This is a genomic window from Azotobacter chroococcum (assembly GCF_002220155.1).
GTDB lineage: Bacteria > Pseudomonadota > Gammaproteobacteria > Pseudomonadales > Pseudomonadaceae > Azotobacter > Azotobacter chroococcum.
Window position 1 is genome coordinate 1 of record NZ_CP011837.1, and the last position, 21,080, is coordinate 21,080.

The 21,080-nt window shown below is 60.4% G+C and carries 13 protein-coding genes and 3 pseudogenes; 4 read left to right on the forward strand and 12 right to left on the reverse strand.

The genetic code is table 11. From position 1 onward, the window contains the following. Positions 1–50 precede the first annotated feature (50 nt). The 5 genes and pseudogenes from ACG10_RS22840 to ACG10_RS22860 all read right to left on the reverse strand — a co-directional run bounded on the left by ACG10_RS22840 (position 51) and on the right by ACG10_RS22860 (position 4,337). Positions 51–401, reverse strand: a complete 351-nt coding sequence (locus ACG10_RS22840; protein ID WP_089170163.1) for a hypothetical protein — start codon at positions 399–401, stop codon at positions 51–53. Then, positions 398–657 (reverse strand): annotated as a pseudogene (locus tag ACG10_RS24650) (type II toxin-antitoxin system Phd/YefM family antitoxin). Before ACG10_RS24650 ends, ACG10_RS22840 begins: the two are co-directional and overlap by 4 nt. Positions 658–757: 100 nt before the next feature. Beyond that, entirely contained in the window at positions 758–1,432 is a 675-nt protein-coding gene (locus ACG10_RS22850; RefSeq protein ID WP_089170164.1) for a hypothetical protein, read from the reverse strand. A gap of 244 nt (positions 1,433–1,676) precedes the next feature. Then, positions 1,677–3,272: pseudogene (locus ACG10_RS24955) on the reverse strand (glycosyl hydrolase family 28-related protein). Positions 3,273–3,590: 318 nt separating this feature from the next. Next, positions 3,591–4,337: pseudogene (locus tag ACG10_RS22860) on the reverse strand (IS5 family transposase). Between the two features lie 191 nt (positions 4,338–4,528). Between ACG10_RS22860 and ACG10_RS22865 the strand changes: the two are divergent. Together ACG10_RS22865 and ACG10_RS22870 are read left to right on the forward strand one after the other, a co-directional pair. Continuing rightward, on the forward strand, positions 4,529–4,792 hold the full coding sequence (locus ACG10_RS22865) for a CopG family ribbon-helix-helix protein (RefSeq protein ID WP_089170165.1): 264 nt from the start codon (positions 4,529–4,531) through the stop codon (positions 4,790–4,792). Further along, a complete protein-coding gene (locus tag ACG10_RS22870) occupies positions 4,755–5,009 on the forward strand; it encodes a type II toxin-antitoxin system RelE/ParE family toxin (protein ID WP_232487315.1) in 255 nt (84 codons plus the stop codon). The genes ACG10_RS22865 and ACG10_RS22870 overlap by 38 nt, the downstream gene beginning before the upstream one ends. A gap of 288 nt (positions 5,010–5,297) precedes the next feature. Here the strand turns inward: ACG10_RS22870 and ACG10_RS22875 are convergent, their stop codons facing one another. The 7 genes from ACG10_RS22875 to ACG10_RS22905 all read right to left on the reverse strand — a co-directional run bounded on the left by ACG10_RS22875 (position 5,298) and on the right by ACG10_RS22905 (position 14,620). After that, positions 5,298–6,209, reverse strand: coding sequence for a tyrosine-type recombinase/integrase (locus ACG10_RS22875; RefSeq protein WP_089170166.1), 912 nt, complete (start codon positions 6,207–6,209; stop codon positions 5,298–5,300). A 383-nt stretch (positions 6,210–6,592) separates the two neighbouring features. Further along, positions 6,593–9,601: an AAA family ATPase gene (locus ACG10_RS22880; RefSeq protein ID WP_089170167.1), complete on the reverse strand. Its 3,009-nt coding sequence runs from the start codon at positions 9,599–9,601 to the stop codon at positions 6,593–6,595. Continuing rightward, positions 9,598–10,197: an ABC-three component system middle component 1 gene (locus tag ACG10_RS22885; RefSeq protein WP_089170168.1), complete on the reverse strand. Its 600-nt coding sequence runs from the start codon at positions 10,195–10,197 to the stop codon at positions 9,598–9,600. The genes ACG10_RS22880 and ACG10_RS22885 overlap by 4 nt, the downstream gene beginning before the upstream one ends. Position 10,198: 1 nt before the next feature. Continuing rightward, entirely contained in the window at positions 10,199–12,106 is a 1,908-nt protein-coding gene (locus ACG10_RS22890; RefSeq protein WP_089170169.1) for an ABC-three component system protein, read from the reverse strand. 660 nt (positions 12,107–12,766) lie between these two features. Next, positions 12,767–13,072, reverse strand: a complete 306-nt coding sequence (locus tag ACG10_RS22895; protein ID WP_089170170.1) for a hypothetical protein — start codon at positions 13,070–13,072, stop codon at positions 12,767–12,769. Then, complete coding sequence (locus tag ACG10_RS22900) at positions 13,062–13,706, reverse strand: AAA family ATPase (protein ID WP_089170206.1); 645 nt, start codon at positions 13,704–13,706, stop codon at positions 13,062–13,064. The genes ACG10_RS22895 and ACG10_RS22900 overlap by 11 nt, the downstream gene beginning before the upstream one ends. 71 nt (positions 13,707–13,777) lie before the next feature. Continuing rightward, entirely contained in the window at positions 13,778–14,620 is an 843-nt protein-coding gene (locus tag ACG10_RS22905) for a RepB family plasmid replication initiator protein (protein ID WP_089170171.1), read from the reverse strand. 667 nt (positions 14,621–15,287) lie between these two features. Between ACG10_RS22905 and mobH the strand changes: the two genes are divergently transcribed. Next, positions 15,288–17,705 (forward strand): MobH family relaxase, encoded by a 2,418-nt coding sequence (gene mobH / locus ACG10_RS22910; RefSeq protein ID WP_089170172.1) that lies wholly within the window; start codon positions 15,288–15,290, stop codon positions 17,703–17,705. A 1,657-nt stretch (positions 17,706–19,362) separates the two neighbouring features. After that, the gene (locus tag ACG10_RS22920) at positions 19,363–20,340 is read left to right on the forward strand and encodes an IS5 family transposase (RefSeq protein WP_089170174.1); all 978 of its coding nucleotides are present in this window, start codon (positions 19,363–19,365) and stop codon (positions 20,338–20,340) included. The last annotated feature ends 740 nt before the right edge of the window (positions 20,341–21,080 follow it).

Here is a 21,080-nt window from a genome sequence, read left to right on the forward strand (position 1 = left end):
GCCATGGCCTGTGGGTTTCTATGGCTCCCCATGTGAAACGTCAACAGACCCTAGCGGTTACGGCTCAACGAGCGAACATCAGGCAGTAGTGGATCAGCTGCTGCTCGATGCTCTGTCGCTGCCCAGGATGAGCAGGACCACCACGAGGCGCTTTTCCTCGTCGCATTCATAGAAGACGCGTAGCCGTCGAGATTGAGCTCCCGGTAATGGGTGATCCCAAGCTCGCTGGCTTGTGCGCTGATGGGGTAGCCCAACGGGTGATCGGCCAGGCGGCGTATAACTTCTGCACCAAGGTGGAGCTTTTCATAGGCCCCGTCATAGCCGTGGTACGGCTCCAGGTGGGCGATCTGGGAAAACAGGCTGGTTTCAGCAGTAGTAGCAAACTGAACGTCGAAGCTCATGAGGTTCCTTTGGGTTGCTGGCATCGTTGTGCCAACCGATCCAGGAGCGTGTCGCCCGACACCAGCTTGCCTTGCTCTTTGTCGCGGGAACCCAATGCCAGGAGCTTGACGAGTGCAATCGTCTCATCGCGCTGCTTGCGTTCGGTATAGGACTCGATGACATAGGCGGCAGACCGTTCTGGGTGATCACCATGGGTTCGGTTAGATCCAACGATGCGGCGTGCTTCTTCAAGAAGCTGATCGTCTCGATTTTCATAGCAATGTCCTACGTTTAAGAAGTCTATTTATAGACTAAATTTAGATCTTCGTCGACAAAACAAAAAACCCGGCACGAAGCCGGTTAAAGAGGTTGTGCATCAGAACAGAAACCGGCGCAAAGGCGGCTGCTCCTCCGGTTCGGGCTGTGCCGGCTTGCGGATGCGAAGCACCGGTGCCGGCTGGTTCGGGTCAAAGCTGGGATCTACCGTCATGCGCGTCCGGCAGCCACTGTCGCCCTGGTGCTTCTGGATCAGGTCCGCCGGAATTTCCTTCCCTTGGGCCATCTCCTCGGCAATCGCCTTCCAGTCGACAGCGCCTGCCACGTCGTAGACTGTGATCTTCACTCCGTAGGCGTCGGCCCGGCGGAACCCTGCCGCTCTCACGAGGAGCTTGAGCTGGGTGTCCAGCTCGCCGGCCTCCTTCTGCAGCGCGTTCAGCTGCGCCTTGAGGGCGACCACTCTGGCCTCCTGCTCGCGGCGCTTTTCCGCCAATGCCTTCCAGGCGGCTTCGTCGGTCTGCTCCATCGGCAGCACATCCCGCAGGGGATCGGCTGCCGGGGGCGTCCCGGTTTCCACCTTGTTCCAGAAGCTTTTTTTCTGCTCGATGATGCGCTGGATGAGCAGGTCATCCCGCTCGACCACCAGGCAGCACGCCTCGTGGTTGGGCGACCAGAACCACAGGTACCCACGCCGCGCGCCGCAGACAATCAGCTGGTGCATGACCTGCCAGCGATAGAGCTGGAAGGCCGGGCTCTTGTCCCGCAGCGCCAGCACCTGCAGATGATTGTCCTCCGCGAGGTTCTTGATCTCGGACGGGGAGCCATCGCCAACAAGCCATCGAAGGAGGCCGGATGAACGGGTACTCCTGCGACTCGGCGCAGATCGGCAGCCAGCTGGCCGTACTTCTCTCGAACATCGACCGGCCAGGCCCCTGCGCCGGCCAATGGGGCTTCCCGGGCAGGCGGCCAGACCCGCAGCAGCGCGGACGCGGCCGCCCCGGCGGGACGGCCCGGCCGTGTCAGGCGACCGCGTCAATCTGCGGACCGGCGCCTACCAGCGTGAGCTCCGTGGCACTGCTGTCGAAGACGAAGCTGGCCTCGCTCAATCCGCCGTAGTTGCCTTCCAAGGGAATCTCGAAGCGTTCGCCTTCGGCATTGGCTTCGAAGCTTTTCAGGTAAGTCCGCGTGCCGGTACCGTTCACCTGCACGGCCAGGGTGCCGTCGTAGCCGTTGCCCAGGCCGGTGAAACCCAGCGCGGACAGGTCGATCAGGTCCTCATCGGCATCGAAGTCGAGGATCAGATCGTTGAAGCTGGCGTCGCTGGTGCGATAGCTGTCCTCGCGCGCGGAGAAGCGGAAGATGTCAGCACCCTCGCCGCCGGTCAGCCGGTCGCGCCCGGCGCCGCCATCGAGCAGGTCGTCGCCGGCACCGCCGAGAAGCTGCTCGTTGGCGTCGCCGCCGATCAGCGTGTCGTCGCCCTCGGTGCCCTGGAGGGGCCCGCTGGACGAGTGGGCGCCGGAGAGCTGCACCGAGGCGATCTGCCCGCCGCTGATGCTGTTGTCCCGAAGCGTGGTGTAGTCGCTGCCGTCGTTGCGCTCCTGCACGACGTAGGTGGCGTTGCCCGAGGTGGTGATGACGTTGCCCTTGATCAGGGTGTTCTGGTCTCGTAGACATTCCCCGTAACGCTGGCGTCGTCGAAGGCCTGCAGGAGGACCTCCGGGTATTTGCCGTTCTGCACGTTGTCGTGGATCCGGTTGTTCAGGAGCTGCACGTCCTGCGCGCCGGCGATGCGTACGCCGGCCGTGCCGTTGGCATAGATATCGGCGTTCTGCAGGGTGACCTCGTGGCTCAGCTTGATCAGCACGCCCTCCAGGGCGTTGTCGTGGTAGGAGCCGCCGTCGATCAGGATGTTGTAGGCATGGGGCACGTCGTACGAGCCGCGCTGCACCACCAGGCGGCACCACCGTTGCCGTAGGCGACGTTGCCGGTCAGGGTGAAGTCGTGGGTGCTGGTGACCACGTTGAAACCGTGGAGGTCGTTGTTGTAGGCGACGTTGTTCTCGAACGCGCCGTCGATCTGGTGGTCGGCGACGAAACCGACGAAGCCGTTGTCGTGGGCCACGCTGTCGCGGATCACCAGGTTGGCGGTCCGCCCGTGCGGGTCGAAGCCGTAGCCGGACATCTCGCGGGCCTCCACCCGCTCGACGATGACATTGCGGTCGGCGCCGTCGCCGAACTTGTAGCCGCTATAGAAGCCGAAGACCGTGCCTTCGGGGTTGTTGTCGCGGTTACCGTCGAGGGTCAGGTCGCGGACGCCGAAGTCGTGCGTCTCCTCGGTCCCGGACGAGCGGATCATGCCGTTGACATCCCCGTTCCAGCCATCGAGCAGCTTGACGACGGTTTCGCCCATGCCGGCGCCCGCCAGGTAGACATTGCTCTTCATCATCAGGGCGCCATCCACTCCCTGCTCGCCGCCGCTGACCCGATACTCGCCGGCCGGCAAGTAGACGGTGCCGCCACCGGCTGCGTGGGCGGCATCGATCGCCGCCTGAATGGCGCCTGATCGTCGCTGACGCCATCGCCCAGTGCCCCGAAATCCTTGACATTGAAATCCATTTATTCGCTTCCGTATTCAGAATGCGTACTCAGACGCAATGAGAGGAAAAGGGACGGAAACAGCCGGTTTTCCCAACAAGCCATCCCGGCCCGTGACATTGTCGCGATTACCTGAACACTGTACTTCCGGTGCCCTCCGAACCTCCCCAGCCAAGGGGGCCTAAAGGCACTTCGGAGAAGCGGCCGAACCACTGCCGCTCCTTTCCGACCGCCGGAAAGCTCCTTGAGTTCTTTCGGAATAAGGAATCGCCGTGTGTAAGCTTTTTGAAAGGCTATGACTGAGTTAGCTGTTGCAGCAAGCTAGGGTCTGTTGACGTTTCACATGGGGAGCCATAGAAACCCACAGGCCATGGCTACCATGCTCTCGTAATTTCGCTTCAGCTTGTCGTAGCGGAACGCCACGGCGCGGTAATGCTTCAGCCGCGCAAAGGCGTTCTCGACCAGATGCCGGTAGCGATACAGCCCCGGTCCAGATCGCCATTGCCCTTGAGCGAGTTGCGCTTTCGGGGAATGACCGCCAAGGCGCCCTGCGCCTCGATCTGTTCGCGAATGCGCTCGCTGTCATGGCCCTTGTCGGCCACGATCGCCTCGGCAGACGGCAGCTGCGCAATCAACTCGGGGCCGAAGTGCAGTCGTTGACGTTGCCCCGGTGATCTCGAAAGCCACCGGCAAGCCATGCGCATCGACGGCCAGGTGGATCTTACTCGTGAGTCCCGCGCGGCTTTTGCCGATGGCCTCGGACTGATCGCTGGCGGCACCGCTACTGTGCTGATGGGCCTTCACGTAGGTGCCATCGATGAAGGCCCACTCGAGATCGGGCTCCTCGATCAACGCCTGGAAAACCTTGAGCCACTTGCCGGCCGCCGACCACGCATTGAAGCGCTTGTAGACCGAGCTCCAACGCCCGAAGGCGCTGGGCAGGTCTCTCCAGGGGCAACCGGCGCGCATCCGGTAGAGCATCCCCTCGACCGTCATGCGCAAATCCGGCTTGTGGTAAATGGCTTGCTGAAGCAGCACGTTTTCCAGCTTCGACCAGAGTTCGTCACTGAGCATCAATCGGGGCATTGCAAACTCGCGGGATTATCGGGCTGGGAGCCTGAATTTTGCGGGTTTGCTCTTCTTCATCAACGCCTCTGGCTCGAAACGTCAACAGCTCCTAGGCGCTTTGTGCCTATACAAGTTGTAATTAGCCTTCTTAATGAATACACTATAGGTGTAAGTAAACACTGTATACAACGTCAACCGAGGGCGCTATCATGGCATCGCCTGTTCTGTCGTTTCGCCTTGATGAAGAGCTCGTCACCCAGCTGGACAAGCTGGCCGAGGCTACCGACCGGGATCGCCTGTACCACGTAAAGCGCGCAATGGCTCGATATTTGGAAGCTGAGTCTTGGCACTTGCAGGCAATCGAGGTCGGCATCGAAGCTGCGGACGCGGGCAAACTTACTGATCTTGCTGCCGTAAAGGCTAAGTGGGTGAGCCGTGCCAAAAATCGTACTGACCGATCCAGCGCAGAGTGATCTGGACGATATCTTCAATCACTACGCTCCCATTGTCGGGGATGACGAAGCGGAGCAGATCGTCATCCGCCTTCTGGAGCAGCTGGAGCATCTGGAGACCTTCCCGGGCATGGGAAGGCCGTCCTTGAAGCCGGACGTTCGCGAAGTCGTATTCACGCGCTACCCCTTCCTTGCCCCTATCGTTTCGATGCTGACGCCGACCAGATCCAGGTTCTGAGGGTGGTCCATCAACGCACTCAGCACTCAAAGGATTGGTGAACCACTCAAGGAGAGCCACCATGACCACCAGAGCGCAGTATTTCGCCGACTACCTGCAAAACGTGCGGGCGACTGCCGGCGACTCGGGAGTTCATCGAGTATCTGGCTCAGCACCTGCCCGGCGATACCATGACACCTCACCCGACAAACCGGTCTTGTGAGTTTTCGAAGCACGCGGCAAAACGAAAGCCCCCCTCACTGTGCTGCCTGGAAACCGGGGCCGATCAGGCTACCCTCACGCCGTCCCCTACAACCGAATCCTCTCCACCTCGTCGAGGCTGATCTCGTCGCGGCGCCGGTCGTAGAGCTGGGTGGTGCGGGTCGAGGCATGGTTGGCCATGGCCGCGGCGTTTTCTAACGTCCCCCCGTTCTTCAGGTAGGCGGTGATCCCGGTGGCGCGGAAGCTGTGGTTGCCGATCGGCGTGCGGATTCCTGCCGCCTGGGCCCGGCGGCGAACCATGGCATGCGCATTGGCCTGGGCCAGGGGCCGCGCGCTGAGCTGGCCGGTGCCGCGCTGGAGGGTGCGGAACAACGGGCCCCTGGGGTCGTGTTCGATCCCGGTCCCCTCCAGGTAGGCGTGCAGGTACTCCTCCAGGCTGTGATGGCAGGGCATCGCATGGGCCTTGCCGCCCTTTTCGCGCAGGCGGATCCACAGTCGCCGGTTCTGCGTGTAGACGTCCTCGACGCGCATGGCCAGGGCCGCGCCGACCCGGGCGAAGGCGAACACCATCAGCCCGATCAGCGCCCGGTCGCGCAGGCCGATCGGCGTGTCGGTCTCGATGCTCGCCAGCAGCTGCCGGGCCTCGGCCGGCTCGAGCACCGGGGTCTTGCCGGTGCGCGCGCTGTGCCGCGGCCCGCGCACCGCGGCGGCCGGATTCAGTGCAATCACCTGCCCCGTCACCAACCAGTCGAAGAGATGGCGCACTGCGGCCAGGCGCAGCTTGACCGTCGGCGCGGCGTGGGTGCGCGTCTGCTGCTCGACCCAGGCCGCCACGTGCAGCGGCTGCACCGTGTCCAGGGTCGGCACCCCGGCCGCCTGGCACCAGCTTAGGAAGTCCCCCACCGCGCGGGCGTAGGCCCGCCGGGTGTGCGGGTTGCGGATCTGCGCGGTGAAGAACTCGAGAAAGCGAAGCTGGGCGCGTTCGCCGGCGGCGACCACCAGGGCCGGCAGCCGCTCGAGGGGGCCGGCGGGGAGCAGTAGCGGGGGAGAGTCTGGGGGAGAGCAGGCACGGGCGGGCTCGGGGGTGTGTCTATGTGATAAAGGACATTATCACATATAGCCGGAGCGGCAAGCGGGGGAGGACGCGTAGGCAGGGAGAAGAGCAGAACGGGGACGCGGCAGGGGCCAAGAGCGTCCCCGCCTTCGCCATGAAGGAGGGGGCAGTCTTGAGCAGGGTGTTTCAGCCCGGGCGGGTCGGATATGGGCGACGCCGTCCCAGACTCCGCAACAGGCAGGAGGCGGCCAAAACCGGACACTCATTTGGCGGTGACCGCGCGCACTCAAGAGGCGGACACGGTCGTTTCTAGCGCTCAGAGCTGTTACTACTCACTCACCGCTAACTGGCTTCTACCCGGCCATGGGCTTTCTGAGGCCGTAACGCCTTCAGGGGTTGGGGCGAGTGTCCATATGCGTGCTTCGATTCCGTCGTTTTGTAGCTTACGCATGAAGTAACGGGCTTGAATGGCATCATGGGTTGCAATCACGACCTGGAAACCATGGTCGACGATGTAATCACGAAGCACATCGAATACCGACGCTGCATGTACCAGATCATGATGCTGGGTTGGGTCGTCTAGAAGCAGGCCGCGCCAGGAAGACCATTGATGATCCAGCGCCATTGACAGCAGGAAGGTTAGCTGCAAATCCGTCAGCTGAGCCTCACTGGCTATCGCCGGTACCGGGACTAATTCCCCGTGGAGCGGCACCGACACTTCAGCACGCTCCTTTCTATAGAGGCTGCGAAAATCCAGATTCGTCCCGGTAAAACGCTGCTCTCTAACCACTCGTTTCAAGAGCGCCTGCCACCGGGGTACTACGGCGAGTACGTGTTTTTGAACATTAGCGATTTCGGAGGATAGATACTGATTGAGAGTATCCATTGCATTGGATAGCAGCGAAAGACGCGTCTGGCCCGATTGTTCTTTCTCCATCCGCTGACGAAGATTGGCTGTGAATTCATCCTCCGACAACTCGCCGCGACGACGATCCAGGAGACTCTGAGCGAGGCGCGCCTGCTCCAATTTGCTCCAGGCACCAATCTCGATTTTGATATTTTGCAGCGTTTCTGAGTGTCGAGCCAGCTCGGTGAAGGCGGACTGCAACTGAGCCTCTCGACTGCTCGCAACCTCGGCAGTTGGATCGCCGGGAAATGATAGTTGGCGCCAGGACGATCGGACAGTAGCAAGTCGAGATTGGACATCGGATAACTGTTTTTCCAGGTCAGATACCCTACTCATCACTTCGGTCAGTTGAACCTGCTGCCGATCCAAAGCGGATTGCTCTACCTTCAGCTTGGCGCTCAGGTCTGCGATCTGTTTGGCATTTTGGTTTTGCGCCAAAGACAACTCATCCAGAGTTTGTGCTGGCGGAGCGTCTACAGTGATCGCTGCCAATGCCGCAGTCGCCTGCTCGAGCCTGTTGCTGGCCTCTGATCGGCCCTGTCGGGCGGAGTCCAGTGCACGAACAGCCAAATCGTAGGAGTTTTTGGTCTGATCAAAGACTTCTGGGACTGGTGGGGCTGCAAGATTGCGCTGCTTTTCATCGAGCTGGAGCTTGGCTGAAACATTTGCATCTTCGCGACGTCGGATCGACTCTTTCGCGAGGGGTACAGTATCGCCGTCGAGCAGGGCGTTGGTTCTGAAATTGTTGATGTCCGCCACCAAGCCCGCCTGCTGGAATTCCAGTTCAACAATCCTGCCCTTGCATGCTTTCAATTCTGCTTCGGCATGTGTTACCGCCTCTGCGCATTTACGCAAAGCATCAGTTGCTTTCTTGACGCGTCGTTCGGCGTCGACAACATTAGGGTCGATAGCCTCCAAAGCCTTGGCAACACGTTCATGAAGGCCTACTGCTCCGTGCTCTTCGCCACATAAGGGGCAGTCACCGCGATCGCTTGGCAGGTGGGCCGCGATGGACGCCACGGCTTGCCGTATCGAATCAGCGGCCGAGGTCAGGGTCTCGTGGTGGCTCTTCGCGGCCAGCTCCTCAGCTTCAGCGGTCACCCTTGACGAAATCGCGGTTCGGAGCCGCTCTTGAAGGACATTCTCTTGTGCCTCTTCACCACTGATGGAGCCCGTAACATCTGCAACGTGCTGAAGCATCTGCTCCCAGCGCTCCAAGAGTTGATGAGCGGTGAGAAGGTCAGCGTCTATTTGTAGCAACGCCTTGCGTTGTCTGTTGATGAGGTCATGTTGGACGCCGAGCTGCTCGTTGCCTTCATGCTCGCTACGCAAGGCGGAGGCCAAAGACTCAGCGTTAGTCAGAGCCTTGTCAGCGGTCTCCAATACCTGCTTGCGCTGCTCGACCGCCTCTTTGGCTTGGGCCTCATTCATGAGCCGATTGAGCTGCTGAACGATTGCATCACGCTCACCTTCTGCTGTGACCAACTCCTGGTGGATTCGCTCATGATTGGCAGCGACTAGGGCTCGATCTTGTTTCTTCTGTGCAAGCTCCTGCTTAACAGTGATGAGCTCGTTACCAAGCTGCTCTGAACGTGCTTGCTCCGAAACGAATCGGCCTATGAGCCCGTCAACCTCAGCTAGCGCCGTGATTTGATCACGAAGTCGGCCTAGCTTGGCTTGTACCAATTGCTCCAATGCATCATGCACCGTTTCCAAGCCATCCTGCCCCAGTGGCGGCACCAGTAGGCCCGCGGGCAACTGCTCGAAGCTCTGCGCCTGGCGCGCGATGTCCGAAATGGATTCAGCGATGTTTTCTTTGCTACGAAGTGCGCCTTGGGACTGAGAAGCTGCCAGATCCCGCTCAAGGGTCAAGCTTTGCCATTCACTAAATTCTGCTTCGAGTGTTTCGAGTGCGCTCTTGGCTTGCTTCAGTTGCTCAGTGAGCACGCGGCGAATACCGCCAAGGGCAGAACTCACCTGGGTGCCATCCTTGCCAATTGGCAACCGTGCCAGATGAGAGCCCGCAACTTTGGCATCTGCCTTTACCAACCATTCCCCTTCCCGCTGATCAAGCAGATGGGTAAGCCTCAGTAGAAACGGAATGTCCTCAGGGTCTGTATCTGGAAAAAGAGGGCTGAGGTCGCCCGTTCTTTCAACGCCACCAATATTGCTCACCTGAGCAGAAGCTTGCACATCACCGAAATCCAGGCTCACTCGAGCCATGGTTTGAGTGTCTCGAATGATTGGTGAAAGATTCTCGCCGAGTCGGGAAATCTTGCCGGTGAGACCGAACTCGATGGCTTCGAAGATCGCCGTCTTTCCGGTGCCATTGGGGGCCAGGACAATGGTTGCACCGCGGCTAAGCTCGATCGTGGTGTCGGCGCCAAACCTGCGGATGTTGGAAAGGGTAACGGACTTCAACTTTTTCATTGGGAGTCCTCGTCACCAAACGTCGCGACCTTCAGGGCTTCAGCGATATCACCGCCTGATTTTCCAGACAGCAGTAACTCTCGCCACGTGTCCAGGTGCGGCACCACCCAGGAGTGCGCCAGGCCCAGAGAGCCCAGGGATGCTAGCAGTGGATCGCTGATGCTGTCTGAGCTACCGGCGGGCGAGAGGGTCGCCAGGAAACTGCGGTCTAGAAATGAGTCGACATCCTCCTGCTCTCTGATCACTACCTTTCGGCAGAAACGATCGTCCGTCTCGAGGCGAGCTGCGTCTTCTGACGCAATGCCTTCGATGAGCATGTACATGTAGAGGTCGGCTGTTTGCGGCTCCGCAAGCATGTCACGCACATCCGCTGCCCACCGAAATGCGCCTTGGATTTTTGCCGAATCGAAGGGAAACGCTGCGATCAACACAGTCCGCCAGCCCGCACCTTCCTGATTGACCCGTTTGAGCTGAACCGTAATAGAGTCGATCTCAATCGACGGCGACGCCAGTTCAAACGTATCGGACAAGGAAACGTCATACCGACCTTCGGCACGCTTCGAGATAGCTGCAACCATCTCCGGGATTGTTAGCATTTCAGAGTCCTTTCGCGTTCATCTCGATGGCTGACTCGCGGGCGAGCAGTCGATCTTGCCATTGCTTAGTGAAGTGTTGTCGCACAGAGGCCAGGGTCCCCCTACGCAAATGATTAAACGCCCCAGACCGGGTGACGAGCAGGTGCGGCTGGCGCTCGGCCGCCATGCTGGTAGCCGCCTCGGCGTCGTCAGCCATCCCTATGTTCAATAGCTCTGAGGGGGAGGCGCTCACGCCTGACAGGATTACGACCGGTGCAGGGGAAGGGCCGATAACCGTCATCAAAGGATCGTCAGACAGCTCACGAACTTCTGGAGCGCTGCCTGCGGGGCCAGACCAGTACTTAAGTGCGATGCTCAGCACCTGCCCACAATCCGGGAAGGACGCCCAGTCGGTGCCGCTTCCACCAACCCCCACCGCAACCATCAACAGGATTTCAACGGCGGTGACCAGCAGGTCTAAGGTGCGGGGGCCGAGGCGTAGTGCGTGCTTCGCGTTTTTCCCTTCCGTTTGCGGGTACAGAAGCTGTTCCAGAAATTTCCGGCGGCTCTCGGGATTCTTGGCGAATCCGTCCGACCATTCCAGCCAAACCGCTTCCATGGCGTCAGCGAGGGCCGGATCAGTAATAGCCGCGAGTTTTTCAGAGACGCCTTGTATGAGAAGTTGCCACACAAGATCGTCCATGGCGCTTGCGAGCGCTTCAGCTTCCGCCCGGGCCGCGCCTTGTGTCTTGAATTCATGATCCAGCGCGCACGCAAGCCGCTCAGGATTTTCGAGCCACGGGAGGTTGTTCAGGTCGCTCTCCGCGCAACCGAGCGTGTGCCCGACTTCATGGCCGACGCTAGTGCGCCACGTTGGTTCGCCCAGCATTAGACTCTGACTGCCATTGGGCAGGTGCAGAGCCATGCGCAGTATGGCTGATGGAAGAGTGAGATTTGCTCCGATGGAGGGCGTGTATGGGGCGTATATCCTGAGCTTCCGGTTCCCAGGTTCACTGCTCCACATGTGATCCACAACCCCCTGCGCAGATCGGGGAGCCACCCCACCAAGATCATGGGTACCAGCGAACGACCATGATCTGCCGGCAGGCAGAGCTTCGTCGCCTAACAGATACTGAGTCCAGGTTTCGATATCCGGGCGAAGCTCGTTCTTGAGCTCTCGGAGTACCGCATGGCATCCCATAGCCGACACGTCAGATGTCTCGCCAGTGATGTACGTTATCAGCCGCTCAAGCGTCCGTTTCGGATCGGTAAAGTGCCGGCCGAGAGATTCAGCGGAGCGTTGCTCCAAGGTCGCATCGTTGCCTACGCAGACGATGGTGACTCGACGCAGGGTGTCCCTGATCTGATTCCAATCTTTGAACCCACACCAGGTCGTGAGCCAAAGATAGGCTCGTTCGGTGGGGCCGTCCTCGCGATTGGAAAGTTCGTCCAGATCAAGTCCGTCCTGGCGACACAGTTTGCACAACGCATCCAAATGGTCGACGGTCAGGTCTTTTTTGATCTTCAGGTGTGCGCCGACGAGGGTCAGCTGGAACTGACGGTCGGGTAGGGAGCCGAAAGTACCCAAGCCGGCGTGCTTAGCGAGGCTGGCGAATGCCGAGTCTATGACTGAGTCCGCGGGCTCAGTGCCGGCAGATCCATCTTTGGACGCCTTGACCGGATGTTTTGTCTTATCCGGATTCTTGGTGCAGAAATCACTGGCCTGGCGTTTGACCTGCAGATGCTCAAAGGAATCTGGGGAGTGGAGGATCACCACGTCGTCCCATTCCTCGATGCCGCCCTGTTCAGCGCCGATCGCGAGTGGAGCGCGTCGCCCATCCAGGAACTTCTCAAGCATGTCCGACAAGCGCTGAGCAATCACCAGCCTCTCGTAATGAGACTTCTGCTCCAGCCGGAACCTTTTGATCATACCGACATCCCTTCACTTCATTATCGTCCCGACCAGCTCCGCTGGCAGTGTGCCACATGCTACCATTCGAGATGACTCAGTGGTGCGCACCTATGGACTCCGCACCAAGACGCCCCACTAACACTTTGTACCTGGTCTGGAACAAGACCTCGATGCGCAATCCACGTATTGCCCATGTATGCGATTTCATCTTGGGATTGTTTGCGGATGACGTAGGGTCTATCGCGTTAACCGCTGAATAGCTGAAACACCTCGCGAACGTCCGCTTTTGGCCGCATCCGGCCTGTTGATGAACACTTTATTGTTTTCCAACAGGCCGGACGAGTTTTTGCCTGGAAAACAGCTTGGCAAGCGAAAGGGTAGAACTCTAGGTGTACTCAAGTGGTGCCCAGTCAACAAATTTCCGATTACAGGATAAAGCCGCATACATACTGCCCGTATCATGCGGAGTACACACCGCACCGGCCGCCACCCTCCGCGGCGGGGACTGGCGGGCTTGCCCTGGATAAGGGCGCCTTATTCCATGTGAGCACTCGCACCGCCTTGCAGGCAGGTGCACGCGGTATGGTCAGGTGTACTGCCAATCGACGGTGACAGAGGCAGTTCTCGGCTCATAATTGATAATTCACAAATCACAATTAATTTTTCATAAAAAATAAATCATAATTGTGATTTATAGCCGGCCTTTTCCAGCTGCTCGCGGATCAGGGCGCTGATGGTCTTGGGCCCCTTACCCGAGCGCTTATTCTGCAGCGCCTGGTCCTCCAGTTGCTCGATCATCACATCGGGCAGGCTGATGGTGATGGGCTTGGGCTTCGCGGTGCGCTTCGGCGCTTCGGGCTCGACCACTTCGCCATAGGGCTTGTCAGCTAGCTCGCGGACCAAGCGGTCCACATCCTCGGACGAGGGGACTGGCTTTCCGCCTTGCTGTACGCCGGCACGGGCGCTTGGGGGCTTAATGGCCATCGAGTACCTCCTGAACCAGCACCTCGATCTCGGCAACAGCGCTGGGGTTGTCGGCTTCAAGCACGGATTTTCCCTGGGGAATCACGTCTCGATAGACCTTGCGGTAGTAGCCCACCGAGTTCAGGGCCTGGATCTCGGGGAACTCGGCAAGGTACGCCAGAAACTCCTGACGCTCAGTGCCTTTGACGGACGGATTTGTGCTGGCCATCGTCTGGTAAGCGACGACCCGTAGCCCTGGGTTCACGTCGCGGACCCGTATGATCTGCTCCTGCAGCTCCGACAAGGTGTCGAGGTCAAGCTGGCTGGCCTGGTGTGGAGCGATGATCAGATTGGCCACGGCGGCCCCCGATATCAGCTCGCGGCTGTTGCGACCAGCCACGTCAACCAGAACGTAGTCGTATTTCTCGCCGAGAGACTTCAAGGCGCTGGCGATGTTGTCGCGCTTTTCCATCGGTGTAATGGCCGGCTGCAAGCCGTTTGCCTCCCGCTCAGCGTGCCAGCGCGAGCCACTACGTTGTGGGTCTGCATCGACGAGGCAGACTTCCTTTCCCCGACGGGCGATGGCGACTGCCAGATTGGTGGCAGTAGTCGTCTTACCTGCGCCGCCTTTGTTGCAGCCGACGATAATGATCATCCCTGTGACCTCACAATTATGAATTAATATCCAATAAAGCATAATTCATAATTCGTAATTGTGAAAACCCCTCAAAGCACCGCATTCAACCGGCGCAGAGCGGCTTCCCTCGATTCACCCGGGTACGCCAAGCGGCTCAGCTCGGCCTCACTGAGGGTGCGCGGTTGCTCCAGGTCGAGTGCTTGCTTAGGAGTAGCTTTGTGCTTGGTCGACATGTTGGTCTTGGTCTCCTCTTTGGGAGCGAATGTAAAGATCAGGTGGCTGACTTTTCGCCCGGTTTTGCGTTGATCCCAGGTTACGTGCAGAGGAGAGTGCTCATTTACCTGTTCAACAGCAGGCTCGATGACCCACTTTTTCAGGTCTTTGATGGACGGATAGCGATCCTCCAGCTGAAAAACCTGACGCAACCAGTCGAGTTCGACTTCCCGTTGATATCCGACGCCGCGCCACTGCACCAATAGCTCGTACAAGCGAACGCCGTAAGCACTAGTCATTTTGGCCACGTCCGCGATGGAGTAGATCGTGTAGCGCTCGGAGAGGTCGGCCAGGTAAGGCAAGATCGCCGTGGTGAATTGCAACCGAACTAATCCGTCTGAAGGAACGTAATCGACCAGTTGCACCCACCGAAATTTGCGTTTCGCAGGGCTCCCCCCATCAGGGCTGTAGGGCACGCTGACATAGCGCTCGAACAGCGTCTGGGCAGCCTTTTCCAGCTCCTCATACGCGGTTTGCCGGGCGATACCCGAACGCTCGGCAATCTCCAGTGCCCGCACCTCATAGAGAATCTGATCACTGATTGGGGCATCTCTTCGAACCTGTGCGATGCAGGCAAGGATGACACGATGCTCACCAAGAGTAAGCCGATAGGCGGCCTCAACGAGGGCGTTGGATTTACAAACTCGTAGATTCGGCATGGAGATCCTTTCTGCCTGTAATGCGGATCGGTGGCTTTGTGCTTGGTAAGCAGCCAACCACGCAGGCTGTGTAGCTAACCATTTTAGGAGTTCGTCTACAAGCCTCCCATGCTGTTAGGTTTTCCTCCCTTTATTTGTCAGGTTTTCCTCCCTACTTCGTCAGGTTTTCCTCCCTACTTCGTCAGGTTTTCCTCCCTTTATTAAGGCTGAAACCCCCAGCTGGCGCGGCTTGCAGCGTTCCTAAAAGGAGAAAAGGAGAAAAGGAGAAAAGGTAAAAAGAGACTTGCCCTTTTCGGGCTGTGAAAGCTGAAAAGCGAGCTCAAAAAACTTGTCAGGTTTTCCTCCCCTTATGGAAAGGCCCTTCCGAATACCCTCCAAGCCGCATCCGCATCTAACCGTCCCTTCAGAGTCCAACACACCCGCAGGTTCCGAAATGTCCTGCATGCTGGCCTACCGGTAGTAGCCAACAGGTCAGTTGTCGGTACGCAGTACACGGCACACCTCAGGGACTTCCTCCCATTCGTCGCCTCTGAACAGCCGTCCCGTCCCACCTGCAGCTTTTTGCTTTTCGTGTTTCCTTTCGAGCCAAAAAGTGGCGCGAAATGGCCGCACAGCCGCCATTCGATTGCCGATCATCAGGGCTCCATCCACTGCAAGGAGAGCCCTCATGCCCCTGTCCTTCCTCAAACGCTGGTTGTTCGGCGACAACCACGCCTCGCTCTTCGCCGAGGCGCCCCATCCGGCCGAGCGGCTGATTCCCCCGGAGCTTCGCCCCTACCTGGAAAACCATAACTGGCGGAACCTGCGCTATCCCCCTTACCAGGAAGGCTATCCCGGCAAGGTGCAAGGCGAGTGGTTAATGCGCTACTACCAGCGCAAGCTGATCGACCGCATCGCAGGCTCCATCGGCCTGCCGAAGGACGAGTACCAGCGCTACGTCGAACCGATCCTGATCAACTTCGCGGAGCTGGCGCACCTGCTGCCGGCCTCGGAGAACCATCACCACGCCGGTCCCGGCGGGCTGCTGCGGCACAGCCTCGAAGTCGCCAACCTCACCCTGGATGGGTGCCTGACCACCGCCTTCGACACCGCCGAGACACCGGCCCGGCGCAGCACTCGCCGCTGGCGCTGGAATGTGGCGGGCGTCGCGGCGGCCCTGCTGCACGATGCCGGCAAGGCCCTCACCGACCTGCGCGCCACCGACTTCGAGGGCAAGCGCGAGTGGAACCCCGGACGGGAAACCCTCCACCAGTGGGCGATGCAGCACCAGCTCGATCGCTACTTCCTGCACTGGAATGCCCAGCGCCACGAAAAGCACATCCAGGTCTCGGTCGCCCTGGCACATAAACTCATCCCCGATGAGACTGTCGCCTGGCTTATGGAAGGCGGGCGGGACATCTACGGGGCCCTGTTCGATGCGATTGCGGGCAACAGGAACCCCGCCCCCCTGACCGAGCTGGTGCGCTGGGCGGACTCGGCCTCGGTCAGGCGCGATCTGCTCAAGGGGCCGGGTAATGCCAGAGGCGGGGATACCGGCGTGCCGGTCATCCGCCTGGTCAGCGACGCCATGCTGTGCCTGCTCGGCACGGGACGCTGGACGGTCAATGTGCCGGGCAGCCGGGTATGGGTGGCCACCGATGGCGTCTATATCGCCTGGCACAGCGCCGCCGAGGAGATCGTCAGCCTGCTGGTGAAGGACGGGATCGTGGCCATCCCGCGCTCGCCGGAAACCCTCCTGGCCATCCTGGCGGATCATGGCCTGGCCCAGCGCCGAGACGATGGCGAGCTCTACTGGCTCGTCACCCCGCACGTCCTGTGCAGGAACGGCAAGGGGCCGGTTCTGCGCTGCCTGAAGCTCCGCTCCCCGGACGTGCTGTTTCCGCATGTGCCGGTTCCGCCGCCGACCTCCATCCGCCTCGGCAAGGAGGGCGAGCAGGTCGAGCTGATCGCGCCCAACGAAAAAGGTCTTCTCGATCGCCAGACGCCGGTTTCCGCGCCGACCGCGGTTGCCGTCGGGCGGCCCGTGCTCGAGGCGGGGGAGGCCACGCCGAGCCGGCCCAACGCCGAGCCCGCTCCGGAACCAACACGAAGCGTCATTTCGACGCCCAGCCTGCCGGCCGAGCCCCGTATCCCTTCGACACCGGACCCAGCTGCCGTCAAGGCACAGCCCAAGCCTGCCGCCCTCGAATGGGCCAACCAGAACGCCCAGCCAGGAGAGAACGATCCGGATACGGCCCCGGAACGGAGGCAGCCGGCAACGAGCCCGCCTGTGCCCGTTGCCGAACCGCTGCCCATGGCCCACGCCCCCGCGGACTCCGCGTCCGAGCCGCAACCAGCGGAGTTTCCCAGGAAAAACGCCCGTGGCCAGATCTCGCTGGCCGAGCTGCTGGGGGAACCGAGCCCCCCGCCACTCCCACAAAACCTGCCCCAACCGCGTTCGGAGCCCCACAGGCCGCGGCTCAAGCTCCAGGGGCACGCCGCTGGGCGGGTGACACCCAGCCAGGAGGCCCGGCTGACGCCGGCGGAAATCGCCTTGCTCAACGCCCAGCCGGTGTTGGCCGGCAAGTTCGTCGCCTGCCTCGATCGGGTGGAAGAACTGCGCCCGGTCGCCGACCGGGTCTTCGTGCCCTTGTACAAGACGCCCTTCGACGACGGCGACCTCCAGCTCTTGTTCGACAGCGACTGGCTCTGGCGGGACTTCACGCAAGAGGGGGCACCGCTCACCCGGCGGGTCAACCGCCGCCGGGGGTTCCTGCTGACGATTCCGCTGAGCGCGCTGTTCTGCCAGCTGGGAGAGCTCGACTGGGGGATTCCCGACATCGGCTCTCTTCCAGAAGCCAAAATCGCCCGCTACCACGGCTACCTGGCCGCGGTCCTGGAGAAGGCGCGGCCCGAAACGCTGGGGGACGTCGACACCCTGGCCATCAGCGGGAGTCAGGTCGAGGCACTGGCCCGGCAGCTGAAAGCATCCACGCGAGATGTCGAAGTCGCCGTGCTGAGCCTGCGCGATGCCGTCAAGATCCCGGTTCGTAAAACGCTCTATATCCGCGCCCGGCCCGAGGAGGTGGCGTCCCGGCCGGGTTGAGGTCGCCGCCCTGGCTCAGCGGTGGCGAAGGCCCGCCTTCCCTGGAAAGGGCTGGCCTACCTCCGAGCCACCGGTAGTGCTTCCGCTGGCCGAACCGGCACTCGATCACGCGACGCGCCGGGTCGAGCTGCCTGGCGCGGGGGTCTTGCTCGATGCGGTAGATGCCTGGACGGCATCCGCCCTCGAGCGCTGCTGCGCAGTATCCAGTGCACCGCGCCGACGCAGCGGCGACAGGCGAGGAATCGGGCAAGCCGAATGCCCTGGGGCCCCCAGCGCCGAGCACGGTAGGGTCGAGAGGAGGGAGCCAACGTCGAGGACCGGCAGAGCTACGCGGATGAGCTCCGCCTGGCATCGGCGCTATGATCGCGATACCCAGGAAACCGTGCGAGACGCCACGCAACGGATGAGGGAAAAGGCCGCCCCGGTACGCGAGAAGCGGGAGCCGCGGTCGGATGGAGCCCAACAGCGACACAGAATGGAAGGGGGTAGGGCGATGAAATGGGTCTATGCGGTGACGGGCGTCCTCCTGGTGCTCGGCAGGGTGGCCGTCGTGGGTTACCAGGTCACCCAAGCGCTCGACAAGCGGTACGGTACCGACCAGGAGTAAGCGGCACCCTGTCCCTGAATGGCTTCGCCAGCGGCGCTTTCGCGCCCTGCTTGAGGCTAGGGACATTCAGGCAACGGGATTGCCGGCCAGTGCCCTGCATGGCATGCACGCGCCAAGGCCCCTAGGAAGCCGCAGAGCGCGCTGTTCACCACCAGGTATGGCAACCCCAGTAGGGTTATCGGGAAAACGCGTCTGTGGCCCGCTGAGAGGCCATCCGCCCAGGGGGTGACGGTCCGCTGGACTGTCGGATCCTGGCTGCCCCTGAGTAGCCGCCCAGTGCGGCCACGCAGCAGGGCTCTGATAGGAGAGGTTATTTCCCTTCCCCACTGCCCGACCTCGGGCAGAAATCGCTCCCCGTACATCGACTACCGACCGAGACGCTCTTTTCTGATCAACTTCCCCATGCCCCGATTGGCAACGAGTTTCCGCTTCGAAAAATGATTCGAACGCCAGTTGACTCAACTACCAGGTCACTTGTCCTTGCCGACTCTGTTGCTCGCACCTTATCCGGCGTAATAAACACCACCGTAGCTATTCGGTCGCCTTGTCGGTCAGTACCCGCAGACCACAGGTCGGCCTGCTCGCGATATCGATTCGCTCAGCTCTTGAACGACAGGAGCCACACGGCCAATAGCACGGCACTTCCGGGAAATTTATTCTCTTGGGCGTGATAAGGCATTTTCCAAACGCTCAGCATTTATTTCCCCGCTGGGAAGAGAGTTGCCTGCGTCTTGAATAACACATTACCCAGCCAATATTTTTTGGGTGAATCCGGCGCCTGTTTCCGTTGAGGAGAACAACCGCTCTGTCATTTCAGACGTGCGCTGACTCCCACACAAAAGATTCCCTGCAGCTTCACCTTGTTCACCTTGAATCACTTCATGTCCCTGCGTGGAAACTTCATAATGGCCCTATGCTGTTTCTTCGGAAAGTAGGGAAAGTAGGGAAAGTAGGGAAAGTAGGGAAAGTAGGGAAAGTAGGGAAAGGAAATCCTGAAAAAGACTTCCCGATTCTGGTGAACTACACCCGCCCCCTTGCCCGAGTTTCCCGATGAAGCAACTGTCCTTCGCCGATGCCGAATACGCCGGCAAGCGCAAGCAGACCCGCCGCGAGCGCTTCCTGCTCGAAATGGACCAGGTCGTGCCCTGGCAGGGGCTGATCGCCCTGATCGAACCCCACTATCCCAAGGGCGAAGGCGGTCGGCCCGCCTACCCGCTGGCCGCCATGCTGCGCGTGCACCTGATGCAGAACTGGTTCGGCTACAGCGATCCGGCGATGGAGGAAGCGCTGTACGAGATGCCCCTGCTGCGCCAGTTCGCCGGCCTGGGTCTGGAGCGCCTCCCGGACGAGACGACCATCCTCAACTTCCGCCGCTTGCTGGAGAAGCACGCACTGGCCGGCGGAATGCTGGAGGTGATCAACGGCTACCTGGGCGAGCGCGGGCTGTCGCTGCGCCAGGGCACCATCGTCGACGCCACCCTGATCCATGCGCCGAGCTCGACGAAGAACAAGGACGGCAAGCGCGATCCGGAAATGCACTCGACGAAGAAGGGCAACCAGTACTACTTCGGCATGAAGGCGCATATCGGCGTCGATGCCGAGTCGGGCCTGGTGCATCACGTGGTGGGAACGGCGGCCAACGTGGCGGATGTCACCCAGGTCGACAAGGTGCTGCATGGCGAGGAAAACCTGGTCGGTGCCGATGCGGCCTATGTCGGTGTCGAGAAGCGTCCGGAGCATGCCGGACGGAAAGTCGTCTGGCAGATCGCGGCTCGCCGCAGCACCTACCAGAAGCACGGCAAGCGCAGTGTCCTGTATCGCGTCAAACGGCGGATCGAGAAAGCCAAGGCGCAGATGCGGGCCAAGGTCGAGCATCCGTTCCGGGTGATCAAGCGGCAGTTCGGCTACGTCAAGGTGCGCTTCCGCGGCCTGGCGAAGAACACCGCGCAGTTGGTGACGCTGTTCGCCCTGTCGAACCTGTGGATGGCGCGAAAACATCTGCGGGTGGCAGGAGAGGTGCGTCCGTAATGCGGGGAATCATCCCGGCAAAGCGCCTCGTCAAGGGCAAGACATGGATTTGCAAAGAGGTATCGGCCTCAATAGCCACGGAACTGCCGTTTTTTTGAGCAATCGAGTGCTCGGGTAGGAAATGTCGGGGCTAATTCAGACTTTCCGAAAGTAGGGAAAGTAGGGAAAGTAGGGAAAGTAGGGGGCCCGATTCTGCCAGAAGCACTTTTCAAGACTCTGGATGCGCGCGCTTCTTTCATGCATTCAAGTCGGTTATAGCCGTACGCGATCGTCTGCCCGGGCTACCGCCACTCATCCCAAATGGCCCGGCAGATTTTCTCCCGTCGACTCCGGCCCGTTCAGGTCGGCCAAAATCCTGCTGCCAGTCACTATTCTGCCCCTGGGAGGATGTCCCTCGGAATGAGCCGATCCCGCGCAACCCTCCGCTTCGCGACACAAAATCAGTCGAAGTAGCTGACTGGACTATAACTATTTATTTCAGTCTGCTAGCTCACTGACATAGAGGAAATCGGCGTTTTTCAGCAGATTTCCAACAGTGACCCAAAATGTGCTGAAAGCCCAGTCGTTGCTGGGCTCAGCCTTTTTTGGGGCGGGCGGCGAGGCGTCAATCCGCGGAAAGGCTGAGCGAAAGACTGAGCGAAAGGCTGACTAAAAGGCTGAAAGTCCCGGCAGGACTGGCTTTCAGCACATTTTCAGTGGTCGTCAGCAGCCTCGGATCCTCCTGCCGCCGGCTAATCAGT